Below are 26,328 nucleotides of genomic sequence, written 5' to 3'. Positions count from 1 at the left end.
ATCAAGTCCTCAAAGTCAGAATGGAGGTCTGGCTCGGGAATGGCAGTGCAGGCGCAAGTCCCCGTGTCACTCGTTCCTGCAAGCCGCAAGAGTTGATGGCTTCGCGGTATTCGAGCCTGTTGCTGTTGTCGAATAGAATTATACCGCCTGGTGACAGGCGGCTGACCGACCTCGCCAGACATGAAACCCTTGCTCGGCCGTCGATCACGATAAGATCGAAAGTTCCTTCGACTTGATCAATCGATGACACGTAATGATCAAACGAGCTTTCCGTATACCCCTTTCGATTGGACCTAGCCTTAGTCGAATGGGCAACGGCTGTTGGCTCCACAACCCGCAAGGTAATGTTCGGATAGGCACCAAACATGCTGTCCATGGATTGTGCGAACGGAGCGTCATGTTCCACGGAGTCGACCGATCTGCTTCGTTTCGCCAACCAAATTGTGCTGGCCCCAGCACCAAATTCATAAACCCGGGCCGAGCCGTTGCGTGACGACAAAAAGACTTCCAGTGCGTCAATGGCAGAAAATGTCCACCATGGCATATCCAGTCGAACAAGATCGGCGCTGTCGTAAATCCCAAATAAACTTCTCACCCAGAGGACCGAACGGTTGTTCGATCGTTCCAGGCGCGCAAGTAGTCCACAGTGATCAGCTATCTTTCTCGCGGCTCTTACGGCGCCTATGTAGATCGCTTTCAAAACTCAAACCCGACTTCAACTGGTTTCTGCAATTTCGTCCATCCGGATGGAGTGTCCAAAGCCGCGTATATCGATCGCAAGGCGGGCTCGCGAGACAGTAGTTGGAGGTCGACGTACCCACTCCAGCCATAGTCGTCACGTGGCCGTCCAAGAGCCTTTGCCGCGTCCGGCCGATGCAACCCTCCCAACCCCAACCCGACAACCGTCCCCTTGCCGTCCAGAAAGGCAATACAGCGGTAGGTGGAAAGGAGATCGCTGCCCAGGAGAGGTGGTCGTTTGTCTGAACTGTCTGCTACCCATCCGACGACGCGCGCCCACTGCGGATCTTGTATTTTGGACACGGAATCGACAAAGCCTATTAAATTGTCTGGCTGGCTAGAGACATTTATCTGCGCGCCCAGTGAAGGACAGCCGAAATCCCTCCCGTCGAATGGGACATGACTGAACTTCTTTAGATACGCCTCGAGAGCATAGTACTGATCCGGCACTGGCGTAACGTACTGCATAACGTCGGGGTCCCTGACACCGAGAGACAACGCCAACGTTGCGATATCTTTTCCTTCAGCTCTGGCAAGGGCCTCCGCCAACCTTGGCGTTCCATTCACCAGAATTGTTGCAGCTGCAGCAGCAAATATCGCGATCGAGAAACGACGACCGAAAGCAGTATGCCGCAAGAGGCCAAAGCCTGCTCCAAACAATCCAACCCAGAAAAGTGCTGGAATGGTTGCGTACCTGCTCGCCAGGGCTGCCGCGTCTCCCCACAAATTTGATCTACCAATTGCTGCCAGTCCACTCGCCATGACCGCATATGCCATAATCGCAACCCAAAAGGCTGATCGAAAGCTGCTCTTGTCAGGCCGCAAAATACGAAATCCCGCAATCACGAAGGCTACCACAATTGCGATAGCGCCGAGCAGAATTGCGGCGGATTCGTAAGTTGCGATACCGCCACCAATGAAGGTAAGGCAGAACAGAACAATCTGTGTTGGATTGAAATTGCGTGCACCGTGTTGGGTGGGGACGTGCTGAAGCATAGCAATCATAACCAGGTAGGCTACGCCTATCACGAAAATCGCGATACCAAGCCGCCTTGTTTTGTCTGAGCAGAATCCTTGGATGCCGATCGCGCACAATGCAGTGAGGCCAGTGCTGTAGAATTGCGCAGCGATGGCAGCCAAAGCAATCGCAACGACATAGCCGTATGGATTGTCGCGCTCGGCCGATTGCCAAAATGCCAATGCGGCCAGTACCATGAAGAGATTCGCGCCAATCCATGCTACCCCGCTCATACCAAGAAAGAAGTTGTGTGCAGCGAGTGGACTGAAGACGAAAAGCGATACGGCTATCCCGATAACAAACGCTTCAAACTTGGATTTCGTAGAGCGCGAGAGTGCATACGAAAGTGCGACAGCGATGAGCAGCGAGAAGACGGCGGTAATGGCTGACAGGCCGAAATTGTCCCCGTTGGAAAGATGGAAATTCAGGAGATAGAACAGCTTTGCGCCAGCAACGATATGCTCGTTCGATTTTACATAGAGGTCCGATGCCGCTGGGAACCCGTCCAGCGATCTGATCATCGGAGAGAAAATGTCCCAATAGTCATTGTCAGGAAGACCTCTCGCCTGCGCCGTCAGGACGAGCGCAACCAGGAAGAGCGCGATCGGTCCAAAGGAAGCAACCAGGAAAACGGGATCTGAACGACTGATAGAATCCGTACGAACGTCGGTCGACATCAATTCAACACCGTTGATCTGAGATTGCTGCATCTTGCCTTGGTGTAGTCGGCACCTCGCACAACAGGCCGAATTGCGCAACCAGGAAATCGACGGCTTGGCCGGCGGAGCAACAGGAGCCCGATGCTAAGCTCTACAAGCCGGCTCTGCCGAAACGCATCGATACTCACCCGACTTTAAAGCGCGAGAACGTCGATCGAATATATCGTAGCGGGGCAGTTACTTTCCACGATGTTGACTGCAGCAGGGCATCGTTCCTTGCTGTGAGGTACTGAATCTCCTGCTTGGCAGCATTGAGCTGTTTTGCGGCGTCGAAGTCGTACTTATCGTCTCGGCTGGTGCGTATTTCGCGCAACTCGCGCTCTGTCTCCTTGAGCAGATCGATGTCGGGTTTCTGCAGCACCGGAGCGGCCTTAGAGAGGCTTATGTAGAATTCATGCATGCCTGGGCGGGGGGAATCATGCTTATGAAAGGCCAGTTCGCCCGACTTGATGTATCCGAGTGAGCGAAGTTTCTTGACCAGATACCGGAACGACGTCGGCGTGAACTGCCATCCATGCGCGTCGTGATAGTCGTCACTGGCCTGCGCGCTTTCGAACTGCATTTTGGCTTCCTCGCCGCCTCCCACCAATTCAACGTCATCCAAGGTCGGCTCAATCCAGACGATCTGTTTCGCCTTGGTGCAGGTGTACGAGGCCTGGTCGAAAATGACTCCAAGAGCGTGCCGTTTGCGTTGTTCAATGTACGCCTGCAGCGCCTGCCCAACGGTGGACAGCGGGCGGAATGCGTCAAAGCAATAGCGCTTGTCCGGCACAGCCAAGACCAGCCGGCCATCGGGTTTCAGAAGGGTTTCGCAGTCCTGGATAAACCGAACGACATCGGTAACGTGCTCGATCACATGCGAAGCGCAAATGAAGTCGTACCGTTCCTTTTTGCCAATGACTTCGAGTAGACTACGTCCATCCGAAACATAATCGACTTCCTCTATTTTTGATGCATTGTTGCTATATTTCTCGCGCAAGATTGCAGCATCGGCGTGATCGATCGTTTCGATGTTGAAGCCCGCAGATTTTGGTAAAAGTGGGTTGTAGCTTGGACCGACCTCAAGCCCAAAGCCGTTCGAATCGAATAGTGAAAGCAGCAATTCTGTCCTGTCCATGTCTCCTCCGGTGTCAAGAACGGCCGATGCTAGTCATATGATTCCATCGCTGAACTGGATTCTCTTCAAGAAACCCATTTGAGTTCCAACGCCTTTCCGCCTCATATCCGACAGAATTTCATCAATATGGCCCTCGTGACCAAGCTCTTGAAGACGGGCTTCAACATCATAGATTGAATACTGCAACCGATACACGAGATCTCTCTTCAGAATCGGGCTTCTCAGAAACTTCCGATACAGGAACCCACCCGTGTGAATTTGCGAACGCCCCGATATTCTATCCAGTATCTCGCCTTGTATCTCAACTCTCCGAGATCCTTTGACTTCCTTTTTCTTGAAACGAAGTGCGACCGGAATGCTGGTGTTCATCGAAATTAATTCACTTGACGTTAGATCATTTAAGTGCGGCTTGATGTCATTTGGTGAATAAATCAACTCTATTTTATTCGCACCCGGTATAATTGCTTTTGAAAGCCCGATTTCACCGGCATTTATCGCCCATCTTCTCGAATTAACAGGCAGGTAGTTTTTCCAGAACTCTACTGCTGCAGCAGAGTCCAGCACGCGGCGCGACATCGAGAAGCAGAACGATTGGATATGGTAGAAAATCTCCCAATTCTCGAATGCGGCGCATATGTCAGCTTTCGAGGTTGCGAGCCGCTGCATCATCTCTGTCAAACCTTCCCTGAAAAGGTAGATGCTGTCATTGAGATAGATCAGACGATCAATCTCAAAGTTCTCGCGCACGAAATGGGTTGCGTCCTGGAATCCGCCAATGTCGAATCCCGTATTATCTCGCGAGAGCATCCAACGACTTTGCGACGAAAGCGCTGCCTTCATCGATTCGTTGAGGGCATGATTTGCGACCACGATGACATTTATTTCTGCCTCCGAAAGCGCATCGAGGGCATTCTGGACGTACCAGGGCAGACCATGCGGCTGCCATATTAGAAAGATGGCATATTTACCATTCTCAAATCGGCGTCCGCCTTCAATGCTCTCCGTTATAAAGCTATTCTTCCCCGAAATGCGGCGCAGCATCGCAGAAATTACCTTTGGGTAATGAAATATCGCACGAGCACAATATTTTAGCGGAGTTTCGATAGCCTTGCCAATAAGCTTCTTAATCGCCACGTCAACTTTCCTTCATAACGACTTCTTGCCGTTCCGGCCTTCCAGGTGACTTACGGACTCTGATGACCGCACGGATTCCGTCTGCTCAGCGCGACAAAATAGCAGTGAATTCATTTCGGTTGTGCGATGTCCCATGCACTCTTAATGGGCGCAATGGCGAGTAGCCGAGTTCATACAATGCCTGGATGTCGCGCTGAAAGCCCTCCGGTGTAAACTGCCATGCGTGGACATCGACATAGCCGCCATGGGCTTGCTTGTATTCTTCAATCGCATCTCGCACGCGGTTCACGATTTCTGGAGATTGCAACGGGGTACCGTGGTCACCCTGCCAATGCCGAACGCAATCATTATGCACAGTCAGCGCACGATGTTCGATCACACTAGCGAGACTGTGCGTTCTGCGCTGCGAAAAATGTGCGTCCAGAAAATCGGCGATCGTGGATTCGGGAATGAAGCGATCAAAGCAATATCGCTTGTCTGGAATGATTACATAATATCGTCCGCCATCGTCCAGGATATTTGCGACCTGCTGAAGATGGTGGATCAAATCGGGTTGGTGTTCGATACAGTGACAACTGATCGCAGCAGCGAACCTGTCGGGAACCACCGAAAGATTGCCGACGGGTGACGTGTAGTGAATTTGTGGAACAGCCTTTATCGGATACCCGATCTGCTCGGCCCTGGCGACCAATTGCTGACTATCAAGGACGTCGAAATACCGAACGTTTCCGCCAGTCACCTGGGGGTTACAGAACGGGCCGATTTCGAGGATCGAGCGGTTTGATCTCACTTCATCCAGAAAGTGCTCGCGCAATGACATGCGCGTGCCTAACCGCCCCTCTTGAGCGCCATGCTTCGCAAAATGATCGCGGAGATGTTCGTCGCTCATATGAGCCAAATCGGCATAGCTGTTTCGATAAAAATCGACATCGAGATAAATGCCCTTCGTCGCCATATCCTCTTGGATCATATCTTGGTATCGGGGCCATTCTGATCGGCTCAGTGCAAGCTTCGTCTCTGCTAGCCTTGCCGCATCGGCCGTATTGCCGCGCTGGGCAACCGCCTGGCCAAGATGGGCGAAGGCGGTTCGTACAGCCTCCCGGCAATGATCTTGTTCACCGGCGGCGAAAAGTCCCTCGACCGCTTTCGGGTAGCTGTCGCCAATCCCCAAGACGCCCAGGCCATGCCCATGCAGGAACTCGAAATGCGGCCGACCCGCCGAGACCTCACCCCAAAGTCGATAGACTCCGAAGTCGCGTTCATGCACGTTCGTGTCATGAAAGAGCACTATGGCATTCCGCGTAAGTTTCGGCCGCCAGTTTTCGAAGTCATGGCGAACGGCGTCGTAGGTGTGCAGTCCGTCAATGTGCAACAGGTCGATGCTTTCATCCTCGAAATGGTCAACAGCCGCGTCGAAAGTCGACCGCACGAGACTCGAGAAGGCCGCATACTTTGGAGCGTGGTAGGTGGCCAGATCGGTATAGACCCGCTCATCGTAAAAGCCGGCATGCTCGTCACCCTTCCAGGTGTCGATCGCATAGCAACTGCAGGGGAGACGCAGCAGCTCGATGGCTTGGCAGGCGGCACAATAGGAGACACCGGTGTGCGTGCCAAGCTCGACGAACCGATGCGGCCGGAACGCATCGACAAGCCAGAACATGAATGGAACGTGCTCGATCCATGCGGACGGAGCATCGAGGTCAGGGAATCGGAATGCCGTCGAAGTGAAAGGAATCATCGCTGTCTTTCAAGTCCAGGCAAGCGCGTTGTTCCCGAAGGGCAAGGGCATCGTCAAGCACACCGAAGAAGCCGCCGCACCACCGCTTCCGTCGATTGCCGCCAGTCCGGCGCATCCCAGCCGAATGCAGCGGCAAACTTCGCGCTCGACAGCCGGGAATTGGCGGGGCGGCGCGCCTTGGTCGGATAGTCCATCGTAGCAATGTCCCGTACCCGCGCCCAAGGACCACCCAACACGCGGCTTGTGTCGAGGATATGGCGGGCAAAGCCGCTCCAGTTGGCCTCGCCGGTTCCGGCCAGATGATAGATGCCGGATGTGGCGGCGCCCTCCTGCAGCTGTGCCGCCGCATGCAGGATTGCGTCGGCGATATCAAGTGCAGATGTCGGATTTCCCCACTGATCGGCCACCACCGCGATCTCGTCGCGGTCGGCGGCCAGCCGCAGCATGGTTTTCACGAAATTCTTGCCGAACGGGCTGTAGACCCATGCCGTGCGCAGGACCAGATGGCGCGGATTGGCCGATGCAACCGCCTGCTCGCCGGCAAGCTTGGAGGCGCCATAGACGCTGCGCGGAGCGGTGGCGTCGGTCTCGACATAGGCGCCAGGGGCGGTGCCGTCGAAGACATAGTCGGTCGAAAGATGGATGACGGGAACGCCCAGGCGGGCCGCGGCTTGCGCCACCTTGCCGGCGCCGACGGCGTTCACCGCGAACGCCAGATCGGGCTCGTCCTCGGCCTGATCCACGGCCGTGTAGGCGGCGGCCGACACGACGATGTCGGGCTTCGCGGCCGCGATCGCTTCGATCACGGTGTCGGGTCTTGCGAGGTCGAGTTGCGGACGGCCAATGGCGATGACCTCAACGCCGGCGACCGCCTGGCCGGCCTCCAGGAGGCCTGCCGCGACCTGCCCGTCGCGTCCGGTGACAACCAGCCTCACGCCGCCCCCTTGCGTGCTTCGCCCAGCCGTTCACCGGCATAGCGCTGCTCGCGGATCGGTCCCCACCACCATTTGTTGTCGAGAAACCAGTCGACGGTCTTGGCGAGGCCGCTGTCGAAATTCTCATTGGGCGCCCAGCCCAGGTCCCGGCCTATCTTCGAGGCGTCGATGGCATAGCGGCGATCGTGACCGGGGCGGTCGGTGACAAAGGAAATCAGGTCGCGATAGCTCTTGCCCCCTGCCCGCGGCCGCCTGATGTCGAGCAGATCGCAGATCGTCTCGACGACGCCAAGGTTCGTCCGCTCGGAATTGCCACCGACATTGTAGCTTTCGCCCGGCAGTCCCCTGGTCGCGACAAGTTCCAGCGCGCGCGCGTGATCCTCGACGAACAGCCAGTCGCGCACATTGGCGCCGGCGCCATAGACCGGCAGCGGCTTTTCATCGAGCGCATTGAGGATGACCAGCGGGATCAGTTTTTCGGGAAAGTGATAGGGTCCGTAATTGTTCGAGCAATTGGAAAGCACGACCGGCAGGCCATAGGTTTCGTGCCAGGCCCGCACCAGATGGTCCGAGGCCGCTTTCGAGGCGGAATAGGGCGAGGATGGGGCGTAGGGCGTTTCCTCGACGAACATGCCGCCATCGAAGGGAAGATCGCCGAACACCTCGTCAGTCGAGACATGATGGAAGCGGAAATGGCTCTTCCTGTCTTCGGGCAGGCCGCGCCAGTATTCCAGCGCGGCATTGAGCATCTTGTAGGTGCCGACGATGTTGGTTTCGATGAAGGTGCCCGGCCCATCGATCGAGCGGTCGACATGGCTCTCGGCGGCAAGGTTCATGACGATGTCGATATCGTCGCGCCGGAGGATGTCGAGCACCGCCTTTTCGTCGCAGATATCGGCCTGCGCGAAGCAATAATTGTGTGCGTTCTCGATCGGCCGCAGCGAGGCCAGGTTTCCCGCATAGGTAAGCTTGTCGAGATTGGTCACCCGATAGGCCGGGTTGGCGCACAGATGCCGGCACACCGCCGAACCGATAAAGCCCGCACCGCCCGTCACCAGAAAATTCATGCCGCTGTCCTCACGTAACCCATCAGGCGAACACCTCGGCGGCGGCCAGCAGCGGCGCCTTGAGATCCTTGTCCGAGAGCTGGAACCCGCCGGTCAATGACGGCCATTCGATGCCGATGTCGGGATCGTCGAAACGGATCGACCGATCATGCGCCTGCGAATAGGTGTCGGTCACCTTATACAGGACCTCGGTGTCAGGCACGAGCGTCACGAAGCCGTGCGCGAAGCCTTTCGGCACCAGAATCTGGTTGCCCTTCTCGGCCGATACTTCGAGAGCGACCCATTTTCCGAAGGTTTTCGAACCGCGGCGAATGTCGACCGCCACATCGAGAATGCTGCCCCGGATGACGCGCAGCAGCTTGTCCTGCGCGCGCGGTGCAAGCTGATAGTGAAGCCCTCGCAAGACGCCCGCCGCGGCGGAATAGGAATGATTGTCCTGCACGAAAGCCAAGTCTATGCCGGCCTGCGAAAAGCGCTCGGCATTGTAGGTTTCCACGAAGAAACCGCGCGCGTCGCCATGTCGCTTCGGCACGATTTCCAGCACGCCATCGATGCCAAGGGGCCTGACCTCCAACGCCTAGCCCTCCGACAGGTCAACGACACGCCGGCGCAGATAGGCGGCATATTCATTCTTGCCCAGGTGGTCGGCGCGACGCAGAACCTGGTCCACTGTCAGCCAACCCTGTTCAAAGGCGATCTCTTCGGGACAGGCGACCTTGATGCCCTGGCGGTGCTCGATGGTGCGCACGAATGACGAGGCCTCATGCAGGCTGTCATGCGTGCCGGTGTCGAGCCAGGCAAAGCCGCGCCCCAACCGATGCACATGCAACTGGCCGCGCTCGAGGTAGACGTTGTTGACCGCCGTGATCTCGAGCTCGCCGCGCGCCGAGGGACGGATGGCAGGGGCGATGTCGACGACGTCGTTGTCATAGAAGTAGAGACCGGTGACCGCCCAGTTGGATTTCGGCACCTGCGGCTTTTCCTCGATCGTCAGCGCCGTTCCCGTGGCCTTGTCGAAGGAAACCACGCCATAACGCTGGGGATCCTCGACATGATAGGCGAACACCGAAGCGCCCTTTTCGCGCGAGGCTGCGTCGCGGCAAAGCTGCGACAGCCCGTCGCCGAAATAGATGTTGTCGCCGAGGATCATCGACACGTTGTCCTTGCCGATGAAATTGCGGCCGATGATGAAGGCCTCCGCCAGCCCGTTGGGCTGCGGTTGCTCGGCATAGGACAGGTCGAGGCCGAACTCCGATCCATCGCCAAGCAGATCGCGAAAAATCGGCAGGTCACGCGGCGTCGAAATGATCAGAATTTCACGGATACCCGCGAGCATCAGAACGCTCAGCGGATAATAGATCATCGGCTTGTCGTATATCGGCAGAATTTGCTTAGAGACTGCTAATGTTAGTGGATAAAGACGCGTTCCACTGCCTCCAGCAAGGATAATTCCTTTCAAGAAGCTCTCCTTGACATGCCTGAACCCCCCGGCCCCAGCCGCCCGTGCTTAGGTTCCATGCAATGGCTTGTCAATCTCGGCGTTCGGCAAACGACCGGGTCACGGTCCAGCGCCAATCCATGGCCAATTCCAGGCGACGCATTGCTATCGTCTTGCCAAGGCCGGCCTGACGGGAACAAGCAGATTGTCATCATGGGCCTCGGTCGACTCGCCTCTCTGGCTTAACCGCCCAGCGAATCCCTTGTGAAAGATGATGCCATTCATATAGGCGAAAGTCATCGCAAGCGCCGCCGTTCGCATGGGATAATCGACCAGGGAATGAACGAGCAGAAACGATACTGAGAGAAATGCCATTTTCTGCAGCGGATCTCGCCGTGCCGCAAGGGAAAACGCAAAAAGCAATACCGAGTAGGCCGCGACCAGAAAGACAACAGGCGCGCCACCTTCAAGTGCCAACTCCAGATAATCATTGTGGGCGTGATTGACGTAGGGCTTGAAGATCATCTCTCCCTTTTCGTAAATCTGGTAGACCTTCGGAAAACTGCCAAAGCCGACGCCCGTCGCCCAGTTCTCTTCAATTCCCGCGATCGTCGTGCGGGCAAATTCGGCCCGTCCAAAGGCCGGGTCAACCACTTCCGCATCGATCTTCGTCCACGCCCCGATCGTGTAAAGCGAAAGCCCGATGAAGACAGCGGGTATTCCATACCCGCCCAGCCTCGAGCGCGCGGACAGAAAGACAACCGATATTATTGTGATCGCCAGCCCTATCAGAATACCGGCGCGCGAACCGGCGGCCAGAAGCAGCAGCAGCAGCGTTGTCAAACCGAGCGACCCGGACAGAAGGTGCCCGCGAAACAGGCCGTAGTAGACGACGAAGGGGATGGAGACGAAGAGCAAAGCTGAAAAATGGTTCTGGTTGGCAAACAGTCCCGCATTGATCGTGAACGGCAGCAAACCCTGTATGGCAACCGTGTCGGAGAGCGAATACTGGATCGCCGCAGCCAGTCCGTTACAGATGACACCCATCAAAAAGAAGGGCAGAAGACTGTAGATCTGATCTGGGCGCAAGCGGGTGACGCTCAGAAAGAATGCAGCCATCGCCACGAAGTACAACAGACACTCGATCGTACGTCCCACGCCGACACTGACGAAACGCAGCCCGGTTTCACCGCTCAGCCATGGATTTGCAAGTAAAACCTCAGGCCGCAATCCGCTCAACAGGGCGGCAGGCAGCGGCACGATCTGAAAACAGAACACGGCTAGGCCCAGAGCAAGCAACCACAGGGCCGAGCGAGGGATGCCGTGCTCCGACGGCCTTGAAAAGACGGCCGCGGCCGCTGCAATCGCCGCCACCTCGATCAGCGCTTCGGTGTAGAGACCGCTCGCGGTGCCGCCGCCAATCAGCACTGACAGGAAAAGAACCGACCCAAGCAGATATTTTTCCCATTCCGTGGACCGGGTTGACCGCTCTCTCAAGATGAAACTCTTTCGATGCTCAATTTGTGCATGACCAGCGTGCCAACGTACCGAAATCGCCAGCTCTCAGCGATGGCAGCTGTTTCCAGCCGCAACAATTGCATGGGACACGCGCCTGGTCCGATCGCGAAATCCAGGCTCAACTGCCGCCGATTGAATGTGCCTTCCGGAATGTTGAACCGCGCTATTTCGCCCGCCGGATCCGCGCATCTGATGGACCAGAACAACTGTTTGGGCAGCTTCAGGTTTCTCGCGGAGGCGATCAGGGAAATCCTGTAGGAGCCGGGAGGCAGTTCGACATATTGCTCGAGCGCGGCGTTCTTCACCGGCGTATTCAGGAACCGGACAGTCGCTCCGCTATCGCTTTCGCCGACATCGCGCGCCCCGGCAAAGGTAATTTCCAGACCGGAGCGGTCGCGAACCTGCCAGTCGAATGGCTTGTCGCTGAGGATATGCTCAAAGCCGCCGTTGAAAATGTATCCGGCCAGTGTCCGCTCCTGATCGGACAGACTGAACAGGAACAGCCGATAGGCCGCCTCGTATTCCTTCTGCCGGATATACCCGTCGATTACGGCAGACAATTCCTTCGACGTCGGTCGTGAGCTCGATCCGGCAAGGTCAAGCAACAGTTGATTTGCGACGCGCAGGCCCCGCGGATCCTTACCAAGGGCGGAGAAAAGATTGGATCTCCACGGCGCCTCGATCCTTAAGGCTGCCAGGACAGCCTGATATCCGTCCGGGTTTGAAAGAATAGCCGGCAAGCCTGCCGCAATGACTGGAAATCTGTCGGGCCACCGGCGCAGCAACGTGTCGATCTCGGCAACGGCCTTTGACAGATCGCCCACCTCGATCGAGCGATCGATCGATCTCTGAAGCGAATGGATTTCGGTCTTGGACAGCTTTCGAGCTTGGTCGAAGAGTTCAAAAGCCTCGTCTTTCTCGCCTTGTCGATACTCAATCTCGCCTATCAGGCTGTAGAGCCGGGCGTCCGCGACGTTGAAACGAAGCGCGCCCCTCGCCTTTGCTGCCAAGACGTCGAGATCAACACCGTCGCCTGTTTCGCTCAACCGACCGGCAATTTCGCCTATCAAGGCATCTGTGTTCAAGGGATCAAGCGCAAGCGAGACGGCCCGCGTTTCCGACTCAAGAAGCCGACTTAGCCCTATCGACGAAACCGCCAACACCAGAACGGAGGCGACGAACCAAACGCCTGAACGCCGGAGATTTCGCGTGAGCGGGCTGGCCTGCTCCGTCATCGACTTTGCCCTCAATTTTCGGGGTACTCGCGCCATAGTCGTAGTACTGATAGTTCATGTATTTATAGGCGTAATTGTAATCGAATTTGTTGACCGTAAATTTCGACATCGCCGCTCCGATCACGTTCGCACCGGCTGAGCGCAGACGCTTGAGTGCCGTTTTGGCTGACTTGCGTGTGACCTGATTGGTCGAAACGACCATCAATGTGCCTTCGGCAAGCCGGCTAAGGATTGGTGCGTCGGAAAGACCGACGACCGGCGGGGCGTCGATGATGACCAGATCGAAGCGTTTGCCTAGATTGGTCAAGATCAACGCCATCTTCGGCGACGAGAGCAGGTCGGCCGGATTCGGCGGAATCGTTCCGGACGTCAGCACGGTGACATTGGGGTATTTCGTCGGTCTGAAAATGCTGGGCAGATCGTCCTTGCGAACGGTATTTGTCAGCAGGTTGCTCAACCCGATCGCATTGTCGAGGCCGAACAGCCGGTGCAGGTTGGGTTTGCGGAGATCGCCGTCGACAAGCAGAACCCTTGCGCCGAGTGCCGCGAAATCCTGGCCAAGCTTGAACGACGTGGTCGACTTGCCTTCCGACGGTTCCGAACTGGTCACCAGCAGCGATCGCGGCGCGCCCTCCGCACCGGAGAACTGCAGCGATGTTCGCAGCGAACGATAGGCCTCGGAGAGCCCGGATTTTTGATCGGCGATGCTGGCTATGAGTTCGCGGTCACCGACAAGCGGCAGGATGCCGAGCATCGCCAGCCCCAGCTCTTTCTCGATCTGCTCCGGGTTGGTGAAAGTGTTGTTCAGCAACTCGATGATGTAGATGATCGATGCCGCCAGGGCCATGAAAAGCGCGAGAGCGACTGCAAGATTGATGCTCAGACGTGGAGAATAGGGGGCTGTGGGCAGCGAAGCGAAATCGACTATCGCAGCGCTTTGCGTCTTGAGCTCCGAGCTAACGCCGACTTCATTCAGCTTGGCGATAAGGCTGTCATACTGCGACCGGTTGGAGTCGACTTCGCGTTTCAGGATCGTGTATTTGATATTCTTGTCGTTGAAGACGACCTGCTGCCTCTCCATCTCCGCGAGCTTGGACTTGAGGTCGGTTTCCTTGTTCTGCGCTTCCTGATATTTCAGCCGCAACGAATCGGTTATCGCCAGCACGCCGTTGTTGTAGAGTCGCTGCAGTTCCTTGATCTGCGATTGCAATTGCTGCATTTCCGGAAAACCGGGCTTCAGGATGCCCAATTTCTGCTGATACTGGCTGGTCAGATCCGCCAGCTTGTCGCTAAGCTTCTGCAAACCTTCGCTTTCCAGAACCGGACCGAGGCTCGACCCGCGGCCCTTTTCTATCTGATCGACCACCCGCCCCGCATCAAGACGCTCCTGGATTGCAGTGGCCAGGGCGGTGTTCAGGGCTTCGATGTTGGAGCCGATCAGCGATTTGTCATCGCCGGTAACCGTGATGCCGGCATCTTTTGCATAGGTGACCAGTTCCTCTTCGGAGGTCTGCAGCTTTTGCTTCACTTGCAAAACCTGTTCCTGGATGAACTGCCGTGCCAGATCAGAGGTCTCGCTGGTCTGATCGAGACGTTGATCGATAAAACTCTGCGCAACCTGATTGGCAACGTCGCTTGCATATTTCGGCTTTTGATCGACGAAGGTGATCGATAGCAGGCTTGTATTGGTGACCAGATTGACAGTCAGATCTTCCTGGATGCGCTTGATCGCAATTGCCTCGCGCTCTTCGGGCGTTTTCTCCTCAATGGAGGGTGACTTGGACATCCCGAACGCACGGTAGACAATATTGCTCGGGGAAAAGCTCGGCGTCGGAAACAGAAAATCCGGTTTTTCGCTAAGCCCAAGCTGGAACACCACGCGCTGAGCCAATGCCCGGCTCTTCAGCTTCTCCCGAGCGGTCAGGAAGGCCCGGACGTCGCTGTTTTCGGAAACAACCTCAATGTCCTGAAACACTTTCGCCGAAGGCACCAGAACTTCGAGCTGCGTCATCGCCTGATACTTTGGTGTCTGCATCATCGTCACGATGACGCCGGCAACGAGCCCGGCCGCCGCCATCATGACGATCAGCCAGCGATACTGGACGATGTATAAAAGCAGCTTGAGCGGGTTGAACCCCTCATCCTGGCCCGCATAGTCGCGACCATAGGGACCGTAGTTTTGCGGCACGTCGTAATAGGAGTCCGCGGACAGGGCCTGGCCATGTCCGGGTCCGGCAAGTTGGGGCTGCCTGTTACGATCGAGCATGCGCGAGGTGATCCTGGAGTTGTCCGTGTCTACGGAATGACCGCAATGCGGGCAGCGCTGGAGGCGAGGCCCAGCGCATCCTTCAAATTGTTCATCGCGATTTTCGACTTCGAAGCAAAAACGACGACCACGTCGCCGCCATAGATCCGCGGGTTGCGGTTCTTGCCGGCGCGGATTTCCTCGACATTGTAATTTGCGACCAGCTTGTTTTGGCCGACATTGCGATAGACGAAGACCTTGCCGGCATCACCGACCGGATTGAACCCTCCGGCAAGGGCGATCGCGTCGAGCAAGGAAGCGCTGCTGGACACCGGATAAATGCCGGCCTTGTTGACTTCACCATCGACCGTGATGCGCTGGCCAATCGACTCCTTGACGAAAATCGTCACGTCAGGCGACTGCAAGTACTTTTCACCGTAGGCAGTCTCGATTTCCTTCTCGAGCTGACGAACGGTCTTGCCGGCTGCAGTCATGGTTCCAATCAGCGGAAGCGAAATCTGCCCGCCCGCGTCGACCTGAACTGTTCTGTTCAAATTATCGACCTGAAACACACTGACCTCGAGTACATCGTTGGCAGACAGCGGCTGCTCGCTGCCGTTCTGGGTATTCTGCGGCGGCGGGAGATCCTTGACCACCTGCAGCGTACCACCGCCTGAGAGCGCCGATGAAGACGCCATCGGCTGCAGCGCATCGACAGAACTGGTGGAGGACGTCGATGTCGACGAAGTGCTTGCGCAAGCAGATATTGCTAGCGATGCGAGCAAAGCGGGCACGGTGCCCGCATGACTTCTTGCAAGATCGAAAATGCCCATCAAAGAGCCCCGCTCTTGAACAACCGGCCCAATCCGCCAAACCGCCCCGCACTGCTGCCGCCCGATTTCCTCGCGCTTTGCTTTCCGATGGGCACGAGCGGCCGATTTTGCAATATCGCGTCCGGGCGTTTCACTGCCATGTTGTAAGCCTCATCTTCCCCACACCGGTTCGCGATGGCGACAACCGCCTGCGAAAGCCCTGGCCGGCGCCGGCTGGCGCCGTGCGTGTCGGAGGCGACAATATCCACCCTGCCCTCATCCAGCAGCTTCTCCGAGTAGTAGAGCGCCGTACGTCCAAAGGCCCCCGTCACAGAATCAGCCGTGAGCTGAATAAGGCAGCCTAGCGTATTCAACCTCTCGATGACGTCGTAATTCGCCTTGATCCAGGTCAACCGCTCTGGATGAGTGAGGATCGGCACGAAGCCGGCGCCTATGAGACGCGCGGCGAAGTCTTCGAGCCGCGGAGGCAGAATGTGATGTGGCGGTTCGAACAGGAAATAGCGGGATCCGTTCAGAGTCGGCACCGTACCAAGCCTCAATCGATCGGAAAGATCAGGCGCGAGATGAACATCAGCGCCAACGTATAGGGTAAGCGGTATGGCAGCGCGATGAAGCTCCAGTTCCAACGCCTGAACAGCCTCGGCAATGTTTTGCGTGGCGTTCTCATAAACCCCAGGCATTACATGCGGCGTACATGCCATATGCGTTGTACCGTCGGCGACTGCCAGCCGTGCCATCTCCAGCGACATGGCCAAGTCAGGAGAACCGTCATCGAGACCGGGCAGGATATGTGAATGCAGGTCGATCATTGGCGTTTCTGGTTGAGAGGAGGCAAAGCTTCGCCTCGACAAAAATAGAAACGCGTCACCCGCATGAAGGCGAATGACGCATTTGACAAATTTACGCAAAACAACGGGGGTCGTATCCCGCCTATTGGCTGACCGCGTCGTCGTCATCCTGCAGGCCGATAATAAGGGCGACGGCACCACCGACGGCGGCGCCGCCCAAGAGAACCGGCAGCATGCCAGGTTCTGAGCTGGCGGGTACGATCGTCGCAGATGGTGTCTCAAGCGAAACGCACATGCCGCCTTCGATAGGGTCGACCTTGACGGTGGCATTGGCTGGAATATCGAGCGCGCAATTGGCTCCGATAGCCAGCGAAGCAGACGCCTGCGCCCCGGTCATGATGCGCGCGCCCGCATACACCGGCGCCTCGGCATCCACCCCTGCATAGCCGCCGGCCTGGGACATCTGGACATCACCCCGGACCTGCGTAAGACGACCTATCGCGTCTTCGGACGCCGGCACGGGCGCAAGACAGGAACAGGTTTGCTGAGCTACAGCCTCGGGCTCGGCGAACAGGACGCCCCCTGCGACGAATGCAACAAAAGCAAAAGCAGCCCCGAACCGATGGCAACTCATCATTTTACCCCACCAAAATCTGTAACTCGCCCTGTTGGTACGAATTACAGCCCGCCCCGCCCCAAGCAATAGAACAATATGGTTAACAAACCCAATAAACCAGCCGGCCCGCCAACCTATCCAGACCCTTCTCCACAGCGGCCGACGCCGCCATATCTTCGTCAGCGGCTGACGCCGTTGTCGTCGTCCTGCGTCGCCGCGAGCACGCCAGACGTCAGAAGCGCCCCGGCGAAAATCGTCTCCGGCGGACCGAACCCAGCGCCGCCGCCGGAGGGCTGAATAGCAGCCGTCTGCTCCGAGCCGACAAGCTTGAGGCAAATGTTGTCGCCAAGGCGGGAAACGTCGAGGCTCGAATTGGCCGAAACCTCCAGATTGCAGCCGCCGACCAGAACGGAGGCCGCGCCCTTGGCGCCAACCACCACACGGCTGCCGAAATCGAGCGCGCTTCCAACCTTGGCAGCGCCATAGCCCGCCGTCTGCGACACCATCACATCACCGATGGCGGAACGGATGGATCCGATCGGGTTTGCCGAACCTTGATAGGGTGTCGCGCAGCTGCACGAAGCATCCTGGGCAAACGATGAAGCTGGACCAAACCCGATTGACACGACAAATACGGCAAGCGCAGTTTTGACCACAAGGTTCATCAGTCTTCGATCCCTTCTTGCTGCACCACTTCAGACGCACCCAGTCAAAGGCAGTGCATCAGCGCGTACCAGTTTTTGGCCACAATTCCAACCTGTTTCGCGCGCGCGAGGCGATTTAAGCTGATGCGTGTCTGTCCGAGCACAGTACTTTAGCCAAATCGCATTAATAGTTTTCGACTAACTTTCACAGGTTTCTTATTACCGGGCAAAAATTTTAGGTCTCCTTTCCGCGGTGACTGGCTCGATAAGATTTGACCAAGCTGAGCGCGCCAAACCTTCCGACACCCAAGCTAATATATTGAATTATAGATACATTTTCGGTGTAGATATTCCTGCTGACAGCATGTAATTCGAGATCGGCTCGATACCAATCGCGGCCAACGGGGTAGACGGCCGGCTCGGCTACCCATTCCTCATCTCTCGGCCATAGAGATCTGGCTCCATGCCCCCACCTCGATCCAATTCACCAAGTCGACGTGCCTCAGACTTGGAGCCTTTACCGCCTATTTTGGCCGTACCACGTTCCCTTGCCGGTTCCATGTTGGGCCAGATGGTTCGCTTCGACCAGAATGGCCAAGTGTTTTTTGACGGTGTTTCGGTTTGCACCTGTCAAGTTGACGATCTCGCTGATGGTTATGCGCCCACGCTCATTGATGGCCTCAACGATTTGCAGCGAGAGTTCGGGCAACGTGCCGAGCACAAGGCGTTCCCGCTCGATTTTTTTCTCCAACCTCCGCTTTTGCTGCTGCAGAGCGCGCAGGAAATACACAGCCCATGGCTGCCAATTGGGGTTCGGGCTGCGGATCGTCTTCTGGGTCTGGCGTAGCGCCAGATAGTAGCCTTCCTTGCTGTTCTCAATCACGCTTTCGAGGGAAGAGTAAGGCACATACGCATATCCGCTGCGCATCAGCAGGAGCGTCGTCAGAACGCGCGACAGCCGTCCATTCCCGTCCTGGAATGGGTGTATCTCCAGAAACACCACCGTGAAGATTGCGACGACGAGCAGAGGGTGCAGGCTTTGCTCGTTGAGTGTGTTGCGAGTCCACTCGATAAGCTCCTTCATCCGCTTTGGTGTATCGAAGGGCGTCGCCGTTTCGAAAATGACGCCAATCTCTTTCCCGTCGGCATCGAACGCACTGACATTATTGGCGAGTGTCTTATATGCACCGCGATGGCGTTCATCCTTGTTGCTGAACGCCAGCAGGTCACGGTGTAGTTGTGTCAGGTGGTTTTCGGTCAGATCAATCGCATCGAAATGCGCGAAGATCATTTCCATGACCTGCGCATATCCGGCGACTTCCTGCTCGTCTCGGGACTCAAAGAATTTGATGTCGAGGTTGGCGAGCAGCCGCTCCACTTCGCCGTCAGTAAGCCTGCTTCCTTCGATACGGGTAGAAGAGCCGATGCTCTCGATGGTCGCAACGCGGCGCAGAGCCGATAGGCGCTCCGGAGCGAGCGCGCCCAGCGCTCGCCAAGCCCCTTTGAATTCGTCGATCTCCGAGACCAGGGCAAGGATCTCGGTGGTAATTTGCAGAGAGTCGATCTTCAGGGTCATACCCACAAATATACCCACAAATACCCGAAAATTCAAGAACCGACATACCCAAGAAAGGACCCATAAATACCCAAATACGGGCAGCCGGCCAGCTTGAGAACAAGACCCACTCACTTCGCCGCAAGAGGCTCCGGTCTTTACTGGCGACCTGCTCAGCAAGGTTTGTACGTTGCGCCGGCCTGAACCGGCTGGCCGCAGAGAATTCCGCCCTGCGTAAGTATGGTGGCCAAATCTTCGCCCTCGGCCGTCAAGCACTGCACAACAAGGTATCGCCAACCCTGGAGGCGATCTTGCCGTCGCAAGGTGTTCCGGCACCGACAGGTTTGCAGGCCAGGACGAGCCCCTGATAGTCTCGGCGCGCCGCTTCCGTCACCAGGAGGCGCATAGCCTGAGGCCTGGAAAACGCCGCTCCGCACAGCAGGATCTTGCGACCGCCGACGCGCAGATCATCGACCGATGGGATTGCGAGCTTGCCGTCAAACGGCTTGAGCTCGGCTACCGGCTTCGCGGGGGACGGGCCGCCCCTCTGCATCACGATGATGCCCAGAAAGCCAACACCAAACAAAACAGCCACGACGGCAAGCAACGCTATGCTCCTGACTGACAAAACCATCCTCCATCCGACCCTGTGCGGCCGGTCCGCTCATTTCGTCGCAAGGGCGCTCAGTCTTTCTATCTGCTGCATGTACTTCTCGATGACGATCGTTTCCGAAAACTGCCGCTCGACCTTGTTTCTGCTCTGTGCCCCCATTCTGTCCCTGGACGAGCCGTCCAGCCGCGCAAACTCGACCATCTTGCTCGCAAGGTCATCAGGGTCCCTCACCTTGCATAGGAAGCCATTGACGGAGTGGTCCACCACTTCCCTGCATCCTGGCACGTCGGTTGCGATCAGCGGCTTGCCCATCGCAGCCGCCTCGAGCAGCGAGCGCGGCGTTCCCTCCCTGTAGGAGGGCAGCACGACACAATCGGCGGCACGCATGAAAGGCCGCACATCCTCGGTGGAGCCGAGATATTCGACCAATCCCTCGCCAACCCATTTTTCCACGTGCTCGCGGCTGACCGCGGTCCGGTTTTCGACATCAAGAAAGCCGAGTAGCTGGAAACGCACTCCGGGCACCTCACGGCAAACCCGACGGGCCGCCGTGATGAACTCGCCGACACCCTTGTCCCAGAGAAGCCGGGCCACGAGAAGAAAGACGATGGCGCCAGACCCGGTGCGCGCTTCGGACAACGGGGCAAAACGCACGAGGTCGATGCCGGAGCCAGGCAAAAGCGCGGTTCGATCCTTGCGAACCAGACGTTCGTCGACGAACAGCATCCGGTCATCGTCATTCTGGAAGAAAACCATTTTGGAACGGGCCAATGCCACCCGGTACAAGGCCTTGGCAATCCTGAGCAGCAGACCACCGCGGACGAACGCCGTCCCCAATCCCGAAATGTTGTTGATGACGGGAATGCCGTTCAGATTGGCCGCGATGGAGCCGAACACATTGGGCTTGATCGTGAAGCCGACAAACGCCAGCGGTCTCTCGCGCCGCAAGAGACGCCAGTAGCGCCACAGAAGGACCAAATCCCGCAACGGTGACGTGCCGGAATTGTCCATGTCGAGTTCGACATAGCGGCAGCCCATGGCCCCAATCAGCGGAGAATACTCGTCTCTCGGCGCGACGACGACCACGTCATAGCCACGGCTCCGCAGCGCCTCGATCAGTCCCTTGCGGAAATTGACGACATTCCAGGATGTGTTTATCGAGACGACTATCTTGTTGCGAGCAACGGCCGTCATCTCTGCCCACCCGGATATGACGACGGCGCTCTCAACAGCATATCCGCAAACCGATCCGGCGATCTTTCCGACAAGGTCTTTCCGTACAAGGCCGACCGATCACCGACTTGAATGACCTTCAGCAGTGCTTCCGCAATTTCCGACGCGCCAAAGCCGGCTGAAATCTCCAGGCCCGACAGCATGTCCAGATCTCCCGCACAGGGGGTGGTGACGATGCCGGGAATCCGGCAAGCCATCATTTCCAGAAGGACGTTGGGAAATCCCTCCGTCGCCGACGTGAGCATGCCGGCACGCGCTGCGCGAAACAGCGGAAACGGGTTGTCTCTCTGGCCGAGCAGATTTAGTCGCGAGGCCAGATCAAGCTTGCCGGCGCGGGCTCTCAACTCCGCTTCCATGGGGCCAGAGCCAACCATGGTCAGCTCATAATCCTCGCCGGTCCTTCGTCTGACTTCGGCCAGCACATCAACCGCGATCGTCGGACGCTTCACATCAATCAGCCGGCCGCACCAGACTATCTGTGGGCGGCGGGAAAGTATCTCGGCGTCGTGCCCGGACAATGACTCCATGGACATTTTGACGATGAGATCGTCGTCGACCGGGTTGGGCAAAGTACACAACTTGGCGATTGCTCGCCGGGGCAATACGTCACGCAAGCGTTCATTCATATAGCTCGTTTGCGCGACTATCATGTCTTGGCTGCCATAGGCAGCGTAGAGCGCCTTGTAAGCGAGCGCGCGAGGACCCTTGAAGCGATCCAGAAGTACCGTGGACTCGCGGGCGACCAGCCTATGGCTGCGGAGAAGTCCAATGCTTCGGGCGGCAGCCAGAAACGAGTTTACCCGTGCGTGACTCGAGAACACCAAATCGTACCGACGCCGGAGCAGCCGCGGGGCGAGCAAAAACTCGCTCATGGCCTTGCCGCCGCCAAAGCCGTAGCTGCACCGAATTCCGTCCTGGTGTGATCCAGCGGCCTCGCCCGCCGCCTGGCTACCCAAGAAACCGATTTCGACGTCCCAGTCGGGTCGCCTCGCGAGTGCGCGCGCAACAAGTTTCAGGATGGTTTCGGCACCGCCTCTTCTGTCGAGCGGAATGGCGATCAGCGCGAGCTTCCTTTTCATGAGCCGCGGGAACTCACTGTTTTCGCCGAAAGACATAGGCGTAGGTTTCCGCGGCATCCTTGCGGAGAAACAGGGCCGAAACGCCTAACCAGATGCGCCAGGCAAGAAAGGCCGGCACGAAAAAATAGAAGTAGGAGCTTTTCCAGAACAGACGGCGCTCGACAAGTTCCAGGTCGTTCCGTTTTGCGATTGTCTCGACGTCACTGGGCAAGCACTTGTCGTAGAAGGCCGGAAACCCGTCATGACCCATGCCCTTTTCAGGATAGATCGCAAAAAGCAGCCGTCGCTTCATCCCCTCCGGCAGGACCCGATTCAATCTGGCAAAAACGGCGTTGCGCGAGGGCGAGAAAATGGCAACCATGCCTCCCGGCTTCACGCAACTGGCAATGCCGCGCAGGGCACCCTCGCCATCACGGACGTGCTCGAGCGTTGCCTGGCAAATGACGACGTCAGCATCGCCCCTCCCCCTAAACGAGGTAAGGTCCGCTTCAATCTCCTCGTCGTATATTCCGCGTGGCGCTTTCGACAACTCTTCCGCGTCGAGGTCGAGCCCAACGACAAAAAGCCCCAGGCGCCGCTTCTCCGAAAGACTGACGAACGGCCTGGCACCCCCGCCAAGATCGTAAACCCGTGCGTTTGAGGTAAGTAAGGGAGGTGCTATCTCCGTCGCAAAGGTCCGGTTGCCGTCGATGCGAAGGCGCCGCGGCAGAGCACTGTCCAGGAGCTCGGAAATGGCCACATTCGCGCGAACAAACTTTCGCAATATCGACACTGCTTCACCACCGGTTTCGTCTGGCGATCTGCGCCCACTCGGATTTGACATCCGCGCTATATCCTGTGGAAGACGTAGAGCCGCGTATGATGCGAAAATGGGCCGAGCAACCGGTCCGCGGCAGCACGCAAACCTCTCAGGATTCCATTCTTGCTGTCGTACCAGGCCTGCATCGGCTTGGAGAAAAATGTCTCGTCCTTCAGCCCCTTGAAGCCTCCCCTTGGCTGTGATCCCAGAAGCTTGAAGCCGTGCTGTTCGAAACTGGAAACAATCGAAGACGGCTCAAGAACGAACTGGTAAAATCCGGCCTGTTCACCTGAAAACCTGGGATAGAGACCCATTCTGATCTTCAGCCGTCGGAGAGGAGAAATGCTCGGCACTGTCACGAAGGCAACTCCTCCTGACCGGATGATGCGCCTCATCTCCAATGCGATCTCATCGTAACCGTCGAAGAAGTGCTCGATCACCCCCAGAGACCACACCCCATCGAAGAATTCGTCCGCGAAGCCCGTTGCTCGAACATCCCCCACGGTCACTTGCAAATGGGGCGCGGCACGGTTCACCATCCCCACGGTCTTCTGCGCGAAGTCGATCCCGTAGGCGGAAAAGCCTGCCTGGTGGAGGCCATGGACCGTATTGGCCAAGCCACATCCAGCGTCCAGGATCTTGGCCGATCCGGTCAGGTATCGCCTGGTGGTTTCAACGACTAAGCGATCCGGCCTCAAGACAATCCCTTCGGCCCAGTGAGAATCCCAATAGTCGTCATCAGCCACCGTGCCGACATGGACGATGCGCCTGTTTTCCTCGTCGTAGAGTGCTTTCTTCTCATTCATTTCTGGCATCCGGCCCGACCACCAAAACAGTGCGCTGTTTCGCATCAGGCCCTTGGTCTGCAATCACATTCCTCAATGCGAAAAAGGAACAGGCAGCGGCAACGACATATCCGAACAAAAACGCCATTTCACTGCCAAGCGGCACCCGCCACCAAAGGCCCAATGCCGCCAGACAACAGCAAGCCAACGCCCCTATCGCGTAGGAATAGGTCAACGTCATCGCTTTGCTCGACCGAAGCGCAAACGGATCGATGATCACCTTTTTCGTCCTGTTGACCAGAACAGCACAAGAAACGATCCCGAACACCACAGGGTCAAAAGACTTCCCCAGCCATCCGGAGGCATGGCCCGAGAAAAACAGGCCAACTATTCCGGCCGCCGCCGCGGTCGCAAAAATGAGTGCGATGGCCGCTCCCTCGAACAGTCCGCGCCGAAACTCCCTGACGTTTCCATTTGCGGCGCTGAGAAACGCCCTTGGCACGAAAACGAAGCTGGCCGCATTCATGAAGAAGCCGACGGACCGTTGTGAAAGATCGACACAAAACGAGAAGACACCGAGATGGGTCTCGGAGCCAAGCAACAAAACTATGTATCGGATGCCGACAAACACGCCGCTCTCGGCCAGATTGCTCAACACAAATCCCCAGCCAGTGACCAGAGACCCGGCAAGATAGGAAAAGCCAGGCCGTCTCAGATTCCTAGGTCCCAGCAAGGCAAATGAAATCAGCGCTCCGACGAAATAGCTGAGCGAAAAGGCTGCAAGAGCCGAGCCTACTTTCGCATCTCCGACAAGCAGGACTATGGCTCCTGCCTGGTATGCGACGGCCTGGCCAATCGCCGACCAACCGTACGCCCACAAGCGCAGTTGTGACCTCAAAATCTCTTGAAGTGCGGTGTGCAAGCCGAAAGAAACGATGATGGTCGCGGCAACGGCATTGCCAAATCCCAGCCACGTCAGTGCCAGTCCAGACAGGACGACAAACAACGCCACAACTGCCAGCACGGTCAAGATGGACGATACGTACTCTCTACCCATTCCCGCGGCATGCATTTTTGCGGAAACCGGCATTATCGAATAGGTCGCGACTCCAAAAACAAGTGTCGAAATAAATGAAACTGTTGCAATCGTCGTGCTGAAAATACCGTACTGTCCAGTCTCCAGATGGCTGCCGATGTACAGCAACGTCGCTATGTTCAGAAGACCAGGAACAATTCGTATTACGATGGCTTCCACCAACTTCCACAGGCTGGCTTCTTTCATGAAGTCACCCGCACGAATGACCTCTTGAGCAAGAACGGGAAACTCAAGGCACCAAAGCTCAAACAGGCAAGAACCGCCTTGCCCAGGAACCGAACCGACCGATATCGTCCTAGCCAGAACGCCTTGATGTAGTTCAAGTTCAGCAACAACATCGGGTATGCATTTTGCCGCTGAAGAAGCCGAATCCTTGCCGTCATCCCCTCCGGCAAATATCGTTTCCGTCCAATCTCGACATTGACACAGATAACGTCGTATTCGATCGCCAATCTGGACCAGAGAAGAGATGTTGGAACACGGCGGAACCGCCCCGCTGGGGGCACGGCAACCCGTTTAAGCAAAGGAGTTTTGATGACCTCCTTCTTGTCGCCGACCACCCGTTCGTCGGCCCGCATCTTTATCAGGTTTGTCCGTTCCGACGGAAACGGCTCTGCTGCCCTCTCTGGGTGGCCAAGAGCCATCGAGAACACAAAACCCGCAATCTTCTCATCGACACTTCTCTGCGAGAGGTGCTCACAGACTTCCGGCAAGCGATCGGTGAAGAGATCGTCGTCATCATCGAAGACCATGCAATAGTCGCCAGTGGCGGAAGCAATCGCCGAAAACATCGCGCGGCCTCTGCCGTCATTCGGGCCGGTGGTGACCACCAAACTGGCATCGCGAGATGCGATTTCCGCAAGCGCTTCGTTCGTTCCGTCGGTCGAACCGTCGACATGGACGCATATCTGCAATGGGCAGTCCGTACGCAACAGTTGCTGAACCAGCGCCGCAACGCGATCCCGCCGATTGAACGTGGGGATGCAGACGCTCAATAGCGCCTGGGACTGCAATGGATTGCAGACTGCCTGTTTGCGAGCCGTATCGATTCCATCTGCTCCTGGTTACGTGATCATGGAACAGCGCGGATCAGCCGGGAAACGCCGAGCCTTATCCCCGCCCGAAATACGCCTTGTACCACTCGACGAACCGCCCCACGCCCTCGGTCACCGTCGTCGTCGGGCGGTAGCCGACCGCCTGCTCCAGCGCCGAGGTGTCGGCAAAGGTATCGGGCACGTCGCCGGGCTGCAGCGGCAAGAGTTCGACGATGGCTTTGCGGCCCAGCGCGTTTTCCAGCGCCTCGACATAGGCGGTCAGCTTCACCGGGTTGTTGTTGCCGATGTTGAAGATGCGCCAGGGGGCGCTGCTTGTGGCCGGATCGGGAC

General features: G+C 57.1%; 24 protein-coding genes and 1 pseudogene. All 25 read right to left on the bottom strand.

All coding sequences use genetic code 11. The features are described 5' to 3' along the window. Window position 1: 1 nt before the first annotated feature. On the bottom strand, window positions 2-700 hold the full coding sequence (locus EOA19_RS05170) for a class I SAM-dependent methyltransferase (protein WP_245486064.1): 699 nt from the start codon (window positions 698-700) through the stop codon (window positions 2-4). Continuing rightward, window positions 697-2,433 carry a hypothetical protein gene (locus EOA19_RS05165; RefSeq protein WP_128302910.1) on the bottom strand — a complete coding sequence of 579 codons (1,737 nt, stop codon included), beginning with the start codon at window positions 2,431-2,433 and terminating at the stop codon, window positions 697-699. Before EOA19_RS05165 ends, EOA19_RS05170 begins: the two co-directional genes overlap by 4 nt. 166 nt (window positions 2,434-2,599) lie before the next feature. After that, window positions 2,600-3,592 (bottom strand): methyltransferase domain-containing protein, encoded by a 993-nt coding sequence (locus EOA19_RS05160; protein ID WP_128302909.1) that lies wholly within the window; start codon window positions 3,590-3,592, stop codon window positions 2,600-2,602. Between the two features lie 33 nt (window positions 3,593-3,625). Then, window positions 3,626-4,726 carry a rhamnan synthesis F family protein gene (locus tag EOA19_RS05155; RefSeq protein WP_128302908.1) on the bottom strand — a complete coding sequence of 367 codons (1,101 nt, stop codon included), beginning with the start codon at window positions 4,724-4,726 and terminating at the stop codon, window positions 3,626-3,628. Between the two features lie 85 nt (window positions 4,727-4,811). After that, complete coding sequence (locus EOA19_RS35775) at window positions 4,812-6,386, bottom strand: class I SAM-dependent methyltransferase (protein WP_245486063.1); 1,575 nt, start codon at window positions 6,384-6,386, stop codon at window positions 4,812-4,814. Between the two features lie 131 nt (window positions 6,387-6,517). Further along, the gene (gene rfbD, locus EOA19_RS05140; RefSeq protein WP_128302907.1) at window positions 6,518-7,399 is read right to left on the bottom strand and encodes a dTDP-4-dehydrorhamnose reductase; all 882 of its coding nucleotides are present in this window, start codon (window positions 7,397-7,399) and stop codon (window positions 6,518-6,520) included. Beyond that, window positions 7,396-8,466 (bottom strand): dTDP-glucose 4,6-dehydratase, encoded by a 1,071-nt coding sequence (gene rfbB / locus EOA19_RS05135; protein ID WP_128302906.1) that lies wholly within the window; start codon window positions 8,464-8,466, stop codon window positions 7,396-7,398. Before rfbB ends, rfbD begins: the two co-directional genes overlap by 4 nt. Before the next feature lie 22 nt (window positions 8,467-8,488). Then, a complete protein-coding gene (gene rfbC / locus EOA19_RS05130; RefSeq protein ID WP_023808534.1) occupies window positions 8,489-9,040 on the bottom strand; it encodes a dTDP-4-dehydrorhamnose 3,5-epimerase in 552 nt (183 codons plus the stop codon). Between the two features lie 3 nt (window positions 9,041-9,043). Beyond that, entirely contained in the window at window positions 9,044-9,925 is an 882-nt protein-coding gene (rfbA, locus tag EOA19_RS05125; RefSeq protein ID WP_023808535.1) for a glucose-1-phosphate thymidylyltransferase RfbA, read from the bottom strand. A 144-nt stretch (window positions 9,926-10,069) separates the two neighbouring features. Continuing rightward, window positions 10,070-11,401 carry an O-antigen ligase family protein gene (locus tag EOA19_RS05120; protein ID WP_128302905.1) on the bottom strand — a complete coding sequence of 444 codons (1,332 nt, stop codon included), beginning with the start codon at window positions 11,399-11,401 and terminating at the stop codon, window positions 10,070-10,072. Further along, complete coding sequence (locus EOA19_RS05115; protein ID WP_245486062.1) at window positions 11,398-12,507, bottom strand: hypothetical protein; 1,110 nt, start codon at window positions 12,505-12,507, stop codon at window positions 11,398-11,400. Before EOA19_RS05115 ends, EOA19_RS05120 begins: the two co-directional genes overlap by 4 nt. Before the next feature lie 37 nt (window positions 12,508-12,544). Next, window positions 12,545-14,923: a polysaccharide biosynthesis tyrosine autokinase gene (locus EOA19_RS05110; RefSeq protein ID WP_128302903.1), complete on the bottom strand. Its 2,379-nt coding sequence runs from the start codon at window positions 14,921-14,923 to the stop codon at window positions 12,545-12,547. 29 nt (window positions 14,924-14,952) lie between these two features. Then, window positions 14,953-15,600, bottom strand: coding sequence for a polysaccharide biosynthesis/export family protein (locus EOA19_RS05105; RefSeq protein ID WP_023808539.1), 648 nt, complete (start codon window positions 15,598-15,600; stop codon window positions 14,953-14,955). Window positions 15,601-15,734: 134 nt separating this feature from the next. Then, window positions 15,735-16,544: a CpsB/CapC family capsule biosynthesis tyrosine phosphatase gene (locus tag EOA19_RS05100; protein ID WP_023808540.1), complete on the bottom strand. Its 810-nt coding sequence runs from the start codon at window positions 16,542-16,544 to the stop codon at window positions 15,735-15,737. Between the two features lie 121 nt (window positions 16,545-16,665). Further along, complete coding sequence (locus EOA19_RS05095; protein ID WP_128302902.1) at window positions 16,666-16,986, bottom strand: hypothetical protein; 321 nt, start codon at window positions 16,984-16,986, stop codon at window positions 16,666-16,668. Window positions 16,987-17,318: 332 nt separating this feature from the next. After that, on the bottom strand, window positions 17,319-17,645 hold the full coding sequence (locus tag EOA19_RS05090; protein WP_245273032.1) for a hypothetical protein: 327 nt from the start codon (window positions 17,643-17,645) through the stop codon (window positions 17,319-17,321). Between the two features lie 655 nt (window positions 17,646-18,300). Beyond that, complete coding sequence (locus EOA19_RS05085; RefSeq protein WP_031212199.1) at window positions 18,301-19,359, bottom strand: DUF977 family protein; 1,059 nt, start codon at window positions 19,357-19,359, stop codon at window positions 18,301-18,303. 247 nt (window positions 19,360-19,606) lie between these two features. Then, entirely contained in the window at window positions 19,607-19,945 is a 339-nt protein-coding gene (locus tag EOA19_RS05080; RefSeq protein WP_128302901.1) for a hypothetical protein, read from the bottom strand. Window positions 19,946-20,002: 57 nt separating this feature from the next. Beyond that, window positions 20,003-21,145 carry a glycosyltransferase family 4 protein gene (locus EOA19_RS05075; RefSeq protein WP_128302900.1) on the bottom strand — a complete coding sequence of 381 codons (1,143 nt, stop codon included), beginning with the start codon at window positions 21,143-21,145 and terminating at the stop codon, window positions 20,003-20,005. Then, entirely contained in the window at window positions 21,142-22,299 is a 1,158-nt protein-coding gene (locus EOA19_RS05070) for a glycosyltransferase (RefSeq protein ID WP_164892846.1), read from the bottom strand. Before EOA19_RS05070 ends, EOA19_RS05075 begins: the two co-directional genes overlap by 4 nt. Next, complete coding sequence (locus EOA19_RS05065) at window positions 22,277-23,086, bottom strand: methyltransferase domain-containing protein (RefSeq protein ID WP_128302898.1); 810 nt, start codon at window positions 23,084-23,086, stop codon at window positions 22,277-22,279. Before EOA19_RS05065 ends, EOA19_RS05070 begins: the two co-directional genes overlap by 23 nt. A gap of 5 nt (window positions 23,087-23,091) precedes the next feature. Then, a complete protein-coding gene (locus EOA19_RS05060) occupies window positions 23,092-23,868 on the bottom strand; it encodes a class I SAM-dependent methyltransferase (RefSeq protein ID WP_164892845.1) in 777 nt (258 codons plus the stop codon). Further along, the gene (locus EOA19_RS05055; RefSeq protein ID WP_128302896.1) at window positions 23,861-25,129 is read right to left on the bottom strand and encodes a hypothetical protein; all 1,269 of its coding nucleotides are present in this window, start codon (window positions 25,127-25,129) and stop codon (window positions 23,861-23,863) included. The genes EOA19_RS05060 and EOA19_RS05055 overlap by 8 nt, the downstream gene beginning before the upstream one ends. After that, complete coding sequence (locus EOA19_RS05050; protein WP_164892844.1) at window positions 25,126-25,956, bottom strand: glycosyltransferase; 831 nt, start codon at window positions 25,954-25,956, stop codon at window positions 25,126-25,128. The genes EOA19_RS05055 and EOA19_RS05050 overlap by 4 nt, the downstream gene beginning before the upstream one ends. Before the next feature lie 97 nt (window positions 25,957-26,053). Then, window positions 26,054-26,328 (bottom strand): annotated as a pseudogene (locus EOA19_RS05045) (capsular biosynthesis protein CpsI); the annotation flags it as partial.

The sequence above is a fragment of the Mesorhizobium sp. M7A.F.Ca.US.010.02.1.1 genome (assembly GCF_004023085.1).
In the GTDB taxonomy this organism is placed as follows: Bacteria; Pseudomonadota; Alphaproteobacteria; order Rhizobiales; family Rhizobiaceae; genus Mesorhizobium.
The sequence above is the reverse complement of the archived record's forward strand: the minus strand, read 5'-3'. Positions and strand labels throughout refer to the sequence as shown.

What these genes read in the sequence shown, in the direction of transcription:
- EOA19_RS05165 (WP_128302910.1), bottom strand. Translation starts at nt 2,433, where the DNA reads ATGTCGACCGACGTTCGTACGGATTCTATCAGTCGTTCAGATCCCGTT.
- EOA19_RS05160 (WP_128302909.1), bottom strand. Translation starts at nt 3,592, where the DNA reads ATGGACAGGACAGAATTGCTGCTTTCACTATTCGATTCGAACGGCTTT.
- EOA19_RS35775 (WP_245486063.1), bottom strand. Translation starts at nt 6,386, where the DNA reads ATGTTCTGGCTTGTCGATGCGTTCCGGCCGCATCGGTTCGTCGAGCTT.
- rfbB (WP_128302906.1), bottom strand. Translation starts at nt 8,466, where the DNA reads ATGAATTTTCTGGTGACGGGCGGTGCGGGCTTTATCGGTTCGGCGGTG.
- EOA19_RS05110 (WP_128302903.1), bottom strand. Translation starts at nt 14,923, where the DNA reads ATGCTCGATCGTAACAGGCAGCCCCAACTTGCCGGACCCGGACATGGC.
- EOA19_RS05105 (WP_023808539.1), bottom strand. Translation starts at nt 15,600, where the DNA reads ATGGCGTCTTCATCGGCGCTCTCAGGCGGTGGTACGCTGCAGGTGGTC.
- EOA19_RS05100 (WP_023808540.1), bottom strand. Translation starts at nt 16,544, where the DNA reads ATGATCGACCTGCATTCACATATCCTGCCCGGTCTCGATGACGGTTCT.
- EOA19_RS05095 (WP_128302902.1), bottom strand. Translation starts at nt 16,986, where the DNA reads ATGTCCCAGGCCGGCGGCTATGCAGGGGTGGATGCCGAGGCGCCGGTG.
- EOA19_RS05090 (WP_245273032.1), bottom strand. Translation starts at nt 17,645, where the DNA reads ATGGTGTCGCAGACGGCGGGCTATGGCGCTGCCAAGGTTGGAAGCGCG.
- EOA19_RS05085 (WP_031212199.1), bottom strand. Translation starts at nt 19,359, where the DNA reads ATGACCCTGAAGATCGACTCTCTGCAAATTACCACCGAGATCCTTGCC.
- EOA19_RS05075 (WP_128302900.1), bottom strand. Translation starts at nt 21,145, where the DNA reads ATGACGGCCGTTGCTCGCAACAAGATAGTCGTCTCGATAAACACATCC.
- EOA19_RS05070 (WP_164892846.1), bottom strand. Translation starts at nt 22,299, where the DNA reads ATGTCTTTCGGCGAAAACAGTGAGTTCCCGCGGCTCATGAAAAGGAAG.
- EOA19_RS05065 (WP_128302898.1), bottom strand. Translation starts at nt 23,086, where the DNA reads ATGTCAAATCCGAGTGGGCGCAGATCGCCAGACGAAACCGGTGGTGAA.
- EOA19_RS05060 (WP_164892845.1), bottom strand. Translation starts at nt 23,868, where the DNA reads ATGAATGAGAAGAAAGCACTCTACGACGAGGAAAACAGGCGCATCGTC.
- EOA19_RS05055 (WP_128302896.1), bottom strand. Translation starts at nt 25,129, where the DNA reads ATGAAAGAAGCCAGCCTGTGGAAGTTGGTGGAAGCCATCGTAATACGA.